This window comes from Streptomyces sp. NPDC058375 (genome assembly GCF_042723425.1).
GTDB classification, from domain to species: domain Bacteria; phylum Actinomycetota; class Actinomycetes; order Streptomycetales; family Streptomycetaceae; genus Streptomyces; species Streptomyces durocortorensis.
The window spans coordinates 1-7,415 of sequence record NZ_JBHXJG010000312.1 but is presented as its reverse complement, the minus strand read 5'-3'; the positions used below and the strand labels follow the sequence as shown (position 1 = coordinate 7,415).

Genomic DNA, 7,415 nt, shown 5'->3' with positions numbered 1-7,415 from the left:
GCTCGCTGCGGGGGCCCTCGACGTTGACGGACAGGGAAGTTGCCACGGTCAGGTGGTGACCTCCGCCGGCTTCGCGTGGGCGAAGCCTCGGTGGTGCCAGACCAGGCCTCCGGCCGGGCGGCCCAGGCAGTCGGATGCGGTGACTCGGCCCACCAGGATCGAATGGTCGCCCGCCTCGATGACCTTGTAGCGGGTGCAGGTCAACCGTAGTGCGCAGTCGGCCAGTTGCGGCGCTTGGTGCGAGGTCGGGCCGGAGGCGAGGGAGACATGCGTAAAGCGCTGGTCCGTCGGGCCCGCGAACCGCTTCGCCAGCGCCTCGTTCTCCGGGCCGAGGAGATGGAGGGCGAAAGAGTCCGCCGAGACGAGCACGTCGTGGGTGCGGGAGTTCCGGTCCAGGCAGACCAGCAGCAGCGGCGGGTCCAGGGAGAGTGAAGACACCGCGCTGGCCGTGAGGCCCCGCGGGGTGCCCGTCGCGTCGTAGCAGGTCACCACGGTGACCGGGGCGGCGAGGGAGGCCATGGCGGACCGGAACTCGTCGGCCGCTACGTCGCCGGACGCCGCCGGGGCCGGGGCGGCGGCCCCGGTCACCGGGGAGCCGGCTCGCGGAGCGAAGGCCGCCCGGGCGGAGCGGGGCGTCGTGGACGCGGTCAGCAGGGAGGTGGCGTTCATCGGGCCGCTCCTTCCAGTTCGCGGACCGGCGCGGTGGCCGGTACCCCGTTCGCGGGGAGGTCCGGTCCGGACAGCCAGCGGCCCAGGGGTTCGCCCAGCGTGCCCCTCTCCAGGTCCCAGGCCACCTGTCCGCCCCGTACCACGGTGGTGAACCGGCCGGTGAACATCCAGCCCTCGTACGCCGACCAGCCGCACAGCGACTCGACGTGGGACGCCGAGAGCTGCCAGCGGGCGGCCGGGTCCAGGAGGGCCAGATCGGCGTCGGAGCCGACCGTCAGGCGGCCCTTCCCGGCCAGGTCGAACAGGTCCGCCGGGCCCGTTCCCATCAGCCGGGCGAGGTGGACGGCGGCGGCGTCGGGGGCGATGCCACGGGCGAGCATGCCGGTCCAGACCGAGACGGCCAGTTCCTGGACGCCGGGGAGGCCGGGAGGCGCCTCGGCCGGGGGACGGTTCTTCTCCTCGACGGTGTGCGGGGCGTGATCACTGCCGATCGTGGACGCCTCGCCGCTGAGCACGGCCTGCCAGAGCCGCTCACGGTCCCGGGGAGCGCGGATCGCCGGGGAGAGCCGGGTACGGGGGCCGCGCAGGGCGGTGTCGTGGTCGGTGAACGCGAGGTGGTGCCCGGTGACTTCGAAGCTGATCGGCAGCCCCTCGGCCGCGGCGGCGACGAGCAGGTCGGTCTCCTCGGCGGATGACACGTGCAGGATGTGCGTCTTGGTGCCGTACGTGCGGACCAGGTGGACGACCTTGGCGACCGCGACGATCGCCCCGGAGCGCGGCCGGTGCGGCTCGTAGGCGTCGTACGTCTCGGGGTCGCCGGCGCGGGAGTCGAGCAGGTCGAAGACGTGCTGGTCCTCGGCGTGCAGCACGAGGCGCACCCCGCCCCGCGCGGCGGCGGCGAACGCCGCCTCCAGCTGGTGTGCCTCGCGGAACACCACCGGTGCCGTGTGGTGGCCCGCCATGAACGCCTTGGCGGAGGTCGCCACTTCCGGAGCGAGGTCGGCGAGGACCTCCGGGTGGTCGGGGTCGGCTCCCATGTGGAACCGGTGGTCCACGTAGGAGCGGCCCGCGATCAGCGCCGCTTTGGCCCGGAGGGTCACCGCGTCGAGCGACGGGGGGCGGGTGTTGGGCATGTCCATCACCGTCGTGACGCCCCCGGCGAGGGCAGCCCGGCTGCCGTTCTCCCAGGTCTCCTTGTGCTCCAGACCCGGGGTGCGGAAGTGCACATGGGAGTCGATGAGCCCAGGCAGGACGTACCTGCCCGCGGCGCTCAGACGGGGCCCGGGGGGCAGCGGAGCGCCGGGGGCGAGGATCGCCGCGACGCGGCCGTCGCGGACGACGACGCTGCCTTCGGTCACTCCCTCGGGGGTGACCAGTCGGCCGCCTTCCACCACCAGGTCGGCCGGGGAGGAGGCGGAGGGTATGAGGGAGGGGGAGTTCATCGGGTCCACGGCAGGCTCACCAGTTCCTTGCAGAGGTCGTTGGTCGGTCCCATCAGGGCTACGGCCCGGGCGTCGCGCCCGAACCGGTTGATCGGATGTGTCTCCACGTAACCCGCCGATCCCAGGAAGCGGGCCACGTCCGCCACCACCCGCTCCGCCCCTTCGGAGGCGGCGAGCTTGGAGTGGAGCGTGGTCATACCGGGGTCGGCGGCGGTGCGCCGGCCGGCCCGCTCCACCACCGCGCGGGCGGCCTCGACCTGGGTGGCCAGGTCCACCAGCCGGTGACGTACCGCCTGATGGGCGTAGAGTCCCCGGCGGCCGGCGTGCGCGTGGGCGGTGTCGAGCGCGGCCTGCGCGATGCCCACGGCGACGGCGCCGAGCGAGGCGCCGCTGTCGCGGACCCGGGCGATGATGGACGCCGCGACGCCCGTCGCGCCGAGGCGTGCGGAGTCCGGCACGACGCACTCCCGTACCGACACGAACCCGGTGGCGGAGCCGCGCATTCCGGTCAGCCGCATCGAGGTGTCGGGGATCAGGCCGGGGTGGTCGCCCGGGACCAGGAAGAACGTCTGGCCGGCCGATCCGTACCCGGTGTCCCGGGAGGAGGCGGCGGCCGGGACCTCGTCCGGCGTCTGGGCCAGGACGAGGTAGACGTCCGCGAGGCCCGCGCTGGTGGTGAAGGACTTGGCGCCGTCCAGGAGCCAGTCCCCCTCGGGCGTGCGGTGCGCCCGGGTCGCGAGGTTCTTCTTGTCGGCGCCGGCCCCGCTCTCCGACCAGGCGGAGGCGGCCAGCCACCGGCCGTCGGCCAGCCCCGGCAGCACATCGCGGTGCTGGGCGGGCGAGCCGTTCTCGACGATCCGGCTGGTCACGGCGCAGTGCTGGAACAGCATGATCGCAGCCGAGGCGTTCACCGAGGCGACCTGTTCCACACAGGTGTTGAGGGCCACCGCGTCGGCGCCCGCCCCGCCGTAGCACTTCGGTACGACCAGAGCCAGCAGGCCGCTCTCGCGGAGCACCGCGACGGCTTCGCGGTCCGGCTCCCCGGTGAGGTCGGCCGCCTCGGCGCAGGCCGCCAGCCGCTCCAGGGTCGGGGGTGTCGGCAGTACGGGGGCGGGGCGCGCGGCGCTGTCGCGGGCGGAGCGGCGGTGGTCGCCGGGGAACGGATCGATGGCGAACGGGTCGGACAACGCCCCGGGGCCGATGTCGTCGCGTACGGCGGTCAGGCTGTCAGCGGAACCCACGGGTTCTCCTCGGATAGAGGGGCGGACGGGGTGAGGCGGGCGGAGACGGCGGGGGGCCGGGCGGTCGCGGACCGGGAACGCGGCAGCAGCCCCCGGTACTCGACCTGCTTCTCGGCGACCGACACCCAGGCGAGCCGGCGCCGCCCGTCGGGGCCGGACGTCGAGTGGGCGGCCACCCGGACGCAGCCGCCCGGGGTGCGGACCTGGAGCAGCGCGTCAGGATCCCGGGCCTCGCGGCCCGCCAGCGACCAGGGCACGGTGCCGGTGATGCCGGCGGCGGCGCCCAGGCAGATGGCACCGGTGAGCGCGACCGTGGGGTGCCAGGAAGGGACCGAGACGGCCCGTACGTACAGGCCGCCGCCGTCCTGCGGGAGCACGGCCGCGATCTTGGGGAAGGCCCCGAAGGTGTCCCAGCCCTGCGAGACGCAGACCGCGATCCGCAGCCGGGTCAGGGTGTCGAACAGGGCGGGGTCGTCGCCGAACAGGGCGTCCGGCCCATCCACGCCGAGCTGCGTCGCGTCGACGAAGGCGTACGGATTGCCCATCGACACCAGGGAGACGGGCACGGACCGGCCCTCGAAGGGGACGTGGGTCACCGGCTCCCCCGTCATCAGGAGCTCGGGCAGCTCCAGCGGCGGTGAGCAGAGGAAGTGCGCCGTGAACCGGGTGCCGCCGCCGAAGGTCTCCTCGGCCTCGCACACCACGTTGTCACCGTTGTTGAGGACGTTGACCCGGACCCGGCACCCCGGCACCAGTGGCTGGATCATGCCGGTGCGAGCGGCCGCCTCGACGGCGGCCAGGATCGAATGGCCGCAGGAGCCGCGGAGGTCGAAGCTGTCGTGACTCTGCGGCAGGGACTGGACGAACCGGTAGTCCAGGTCGAACAGCGGGTGCCGGGAGGGCCGCACGATGGCGTTCTTCAGCACATCGGCCGAGCCCTGCCGGGTCAGGTCGACCCGCAGGTCGGCCAGCGCGCTCAGCAACTGGGGATCGGATTCGGGGAGGTCGCGGCCGTCCAGCACCGCGGTAGGGCAGGGTGCGCCGGCCGCCTTGACCAGGGAGACGATCATCCGGCCACCACCGCCAGTTCACGGGTCTGCCGGTGCGTGCCGACGGACGGGCCGAAGAACTCACTGCGCCACATCTGATGCGACATCAGGGCCCAGAGTGCCAGCGAGGTGCCGTCGGACGGCCGGGCCTCCTGCTCGGCGAACAGGGCGTCGACCACCTCGTACCGCAGCCGCCCGTCGGCACGCAGGGCCTGGGGGGACAGGACATCGCGGGCCATCGCCCACAGCCGCTGCCCCGGGCTCAGCATGGCTGTGATCGGCAGGGTGAAGGGCTGCTTGGGCCGGTTCAGGACGCTGTCCGGCAGCAGTCCGTCGGCCGCCCGGTACAGCGCGCGCTTGACTCCGACGCCCGGAACCGTGCGGTGCTGGTCGGGCAGGGACGCCGCGAAGCGCACCACGCTGGGCTGGCAGAACGGGAGCCGGGCCTCCACCGAGCTGGCCATCGAGAGGTGGTCGACGCGGCGCAGGTGGTACGCGGGCAGCCGGTAGCGCTGTTCGATCCGGGTGATCCGCTGGAGCCGGCTGCCCCCGCCGTTGGCGAGGATGTCGGTGAGGCCGGGCGGCAGCGGGGACACGCCGGGCGCGTGGATCCGGGCGGCGTACTCGGGGGTGTACAGCTGCCGGCGCAGGGACTCCGGCACCGCGGCCAGGTGGTCGAGGTAGGGGCCCGCCCAGTCGGCCCCCTCGGGCGCGGCGAGCGCCTGGGTCATGCGGCTGTAGCCGCCGAAGAGTTCGTCGGCCGCGTCCCCGGTGAGGGCCACCTTGAACCCGGCGTCGCGCACCGCCCGGAACAGCGAGAAGGTGGAGAGCGTGATCGGGTCGGCGTTGGGCTGGCCGAGGTGGCGTACGACGTCGCCCATCAGGTCGGGGAAGGTGGCCGGGTCGATCTCCACCTGGTGGTGCACCGTGCCGGTGTGCCGGGACACCTCCGAGGCGAAGGCCCGCTCGTCGCCGGGCCAGTCGCCGGTGTAGGCGATGTTGAACGTGTGCAGCGCCTCGCTGGAGCCGCGGTCGTACAGGATGCAGGCCGCGAGCGCGGTGACCAGGCTGGAGTCGAGCCCGCCTGAGGTGATGGCCGCGACCGGCGCGTCGGCGATCAGCAGCCGGGAGACCTCGCGGGACAGCAGCTCGCGCAGCGACTCGCCCGCCCGGGACAGGCTCCGCTCCTCGTCGACCGGCGGAGCGGACTCGTAACCCATGCGCCGGGAGGTGAGGCGCAGACCGTCCTCGCGGGTGACGACCGCGGTGGTGGCGGGCGGCAGGACGTCGATGCCCTCGAACATGGTCCGCTGGCCGAAGGGCGTCTTGGCCGACAGGTAGGTGTGCAGACCCAGTTCGTCCTCGTAGGGGCGCACGCCGTCGAAGCCGAGCAGGGCGGGCAGCTCGGAAGCGAAGTGGAACCGGCCGCTGCGCTCTTCCCAGTGGTAGTAGAGCGGCTTCATGCCGGAGGCGTCAGTGGCGATCACCAGGCGCGGCGCCCGGCGCAGGTCCATCACGGCGACGGAGAACATGCCGTCCAGGTGCTCGGCGAAGCGATCCCCGTACGTCAGGTACAGCGCGGGAAGAATCGATCCGTCACAGCGGTCGTCGAAGTGGAAGCCCTGGCGCATGAGTTCGGTGCGCAGCCGGTCGTGGTTGTAGATCTCGCCGTTGAAGACGACGGTGATGTCGCCCAGGCGGTAGGGCTGGTCCCCGCCGTCGGGGTCCATGATCGAGAGCCGGTTGTTGCCGAGGGCCCAGCCGGACTGCCGGGCGAAGGACTGGGCGTCGGGGCCGCCGTGGTGCTGGAGGGCGGCGACCCGGCGCATCTCGTCATCGGTGGTACGGGCGTGGAAGGATCCGTGGATTCGGCACATGGCTCAGATCACCTGACGTCGGAGGGGAGGCCGGCGGCGGAATAGAGCGCCGGGTCGTAGGGGCTGGGGCCCCCGCAGGTCACGAAGCGCCGGGCGTCGGGCCCGGTGTGGGGGTTGCGGGCGCCGTGCAGAACTCCCGGCGCGGCGTACAGGACGTCACCGGCGGCGACGTCGATCCAGCGGTCGCGCAGGTACATCTGGCCGATGCCCTCGAAGGCGATGAACGCCTCGTCGCTGTCGGGGTGCAGGTGGACGTTGAAGGTCTGGCCCGGCTGCTGGATGCCGCAGTGGAGGCAGAGCTGGCTGCTGCCGTTGCCGGGCCAGAAGACGAAGTTCATGGTGGCGCGGTCGGCGTCGGGGGCTATCTGCCCGGTTCCGCCGAATCCGCGCAGCTGGGTGGTCTCGTCCCAGAGCGTGGAGAACGGCTCGGGGTCGGTGCCGGGCCGGCGTCCCGCCGTGAGGGGCGTACGCCAGATGTAGACGGTGAGTCCCTCCTCGTCGGCCGTGAGGCTCAGGGGCTGACCCGTGGGGGCGTACGCGGCGTGGGAACGTTCGATCCGCCGGCTCCGGGAGCCGACCGTGGCCGTCCCCCGGCCGTCGAAGACGACCGCGGTGTTCTCCTCCTCGATGCTCGACTCGGGGGTGAAGGATTCGCCCGCGGCGATCCGGACGACGTGCAGCGTGACGTGTGTGGAGCCGACGGCGGGGCTGACCGGGGTGGCGAGTTCGGTGAGACGCCCGGCCAGCGGGGCGAAGACGAAGTCGGCTGTGGAGATGATCCGGGCGTCCCCGAGAGAGGGAGCGGCGGGAGCCGGCGAGGTGGTGGTGCGCGTCATGCGAAGTGCTCCTTGGGGAGAGGGAGGAGGGGGAGGGCGGCCGCCGGGGGCGGGCGAGGCGGGCGCGGCCTGATGGCGTCCTGTGATGAGAGGCTCGCGTCAACCGGTCCTGTCGCACTCCCGCATCGCTACCGGGCCCGGGGAGGTGGCCAGGAACCGATCCGTAATCCGGCCACTTCCCGGGACGGCCACGGCAGGCCGGACAGGCGTGCACGGCCACGGCGCAGCAGGTCGGGACACGGCCCGGCAGGACGGGACACGGCGCGGCAGGGCGGCCGAAACGGCAGGCAGGGGCCGGGGC

General features: G+C 73.2%; 6 protein-coding genes. All 6 read right to left on the bottom strand.

Annotation, left to right across the window (positions count from 1 at the left end; translation table 11 throughout):
- Positions 1 to 48: 48 nt before the first annotated feature.
- Genes ACFWM7_RS31795 through ACFWM7_RS31770 form a run of 6 tightly spaced genes read right to left on the bottom strand, consistent with a single transcriptional unit; the run spans position 49 to position 7,114 of the window.
- Positions 49 to 669: a flavin reductase family protein gene (locus tag ACFWM7_RS31795; RefSeq protein WP_383267267.1), complete on the bottom strand. Its 621-nt coding sequence runs from the start codon at positions 667 to 669 to the stop codon at positions 49 to 51.
- Positions 666 to 2,111 carry a dihydroorotase family protein gene (locus tag ACFWM7_RS31790; protein WP_383267264.1) on the bottom strand — a complete coding sequence of 482 codons (1,446 nt, stop codon included), beginning with the start codon at positions 2,109 to 2,111 and terminating at the stop codon, positions 666 to 668. The genes ACFWM7_RS31795 and ACFWM7_RS31790 overlap by 4 nt, the downstream gene beginning before the upstream one ends.
- Positions 2,108 to 3,352: an acyl-CoA dehydrogenase family protein gene (locus tag ACFWM7_RS31785; RefSeq protein WP_383267261.1), complete on the bottom strand. Its 1,245-nt coding sequence runs from the start codon at positions 3,350 to 3,352 to the stop codon at positions 2,108 to 2,110. Before ACFWM7_RS31785 ends, ACFWM7_RS31790 begins: the two co-directional genes overlap by 4 nt.
- Positions 3,331 to 4,422, bottom strand: a complete 1,092-nt coding sequence (locus ACFWM7_RS31780) for a PrpF domain-containing protein (RefSeq protein WP_383267258.1) — start codon at positions 4,420 to 4,422, stop codon at positions 3,331 to 3,333. The genes ACFWM7_RS31785 and ACFWM7_RS31780 overlap by 22 nt, the downstream gene beginning before the upstream one ends.
- Complete coding sequence (gene asnB, locus ACFWM7_RS31775) at positions 4,419 to 6,278, bottom strand: asparagine synthase (glutamine-hydrolyzing) (protein WP_383267255.1); 1,860 nt, start codon at positions 6,276 to 6,278, stop codon at positions 4,419 to 4,421. Before asnB ends, ACFWM7_RS31780 begins: the two co-directional genes overlap by 4 nt.
- 8 nt (positions 6,279 to 6,286) lie before the next feature.
- On the bottom strand, positions 6,287 to 7,114 hold the full coding sequence (locus ACFWM7_RS31770; protein ID WP_383267252.1) for a cupin domain-containing protein: 828 nt from the start codon (positions 7,112 to 7,114) through the stop codon (positions 6,287 to 6,289).
- Positions 7,115 to 7,415 lie beyond the last annotated feature (301 nt).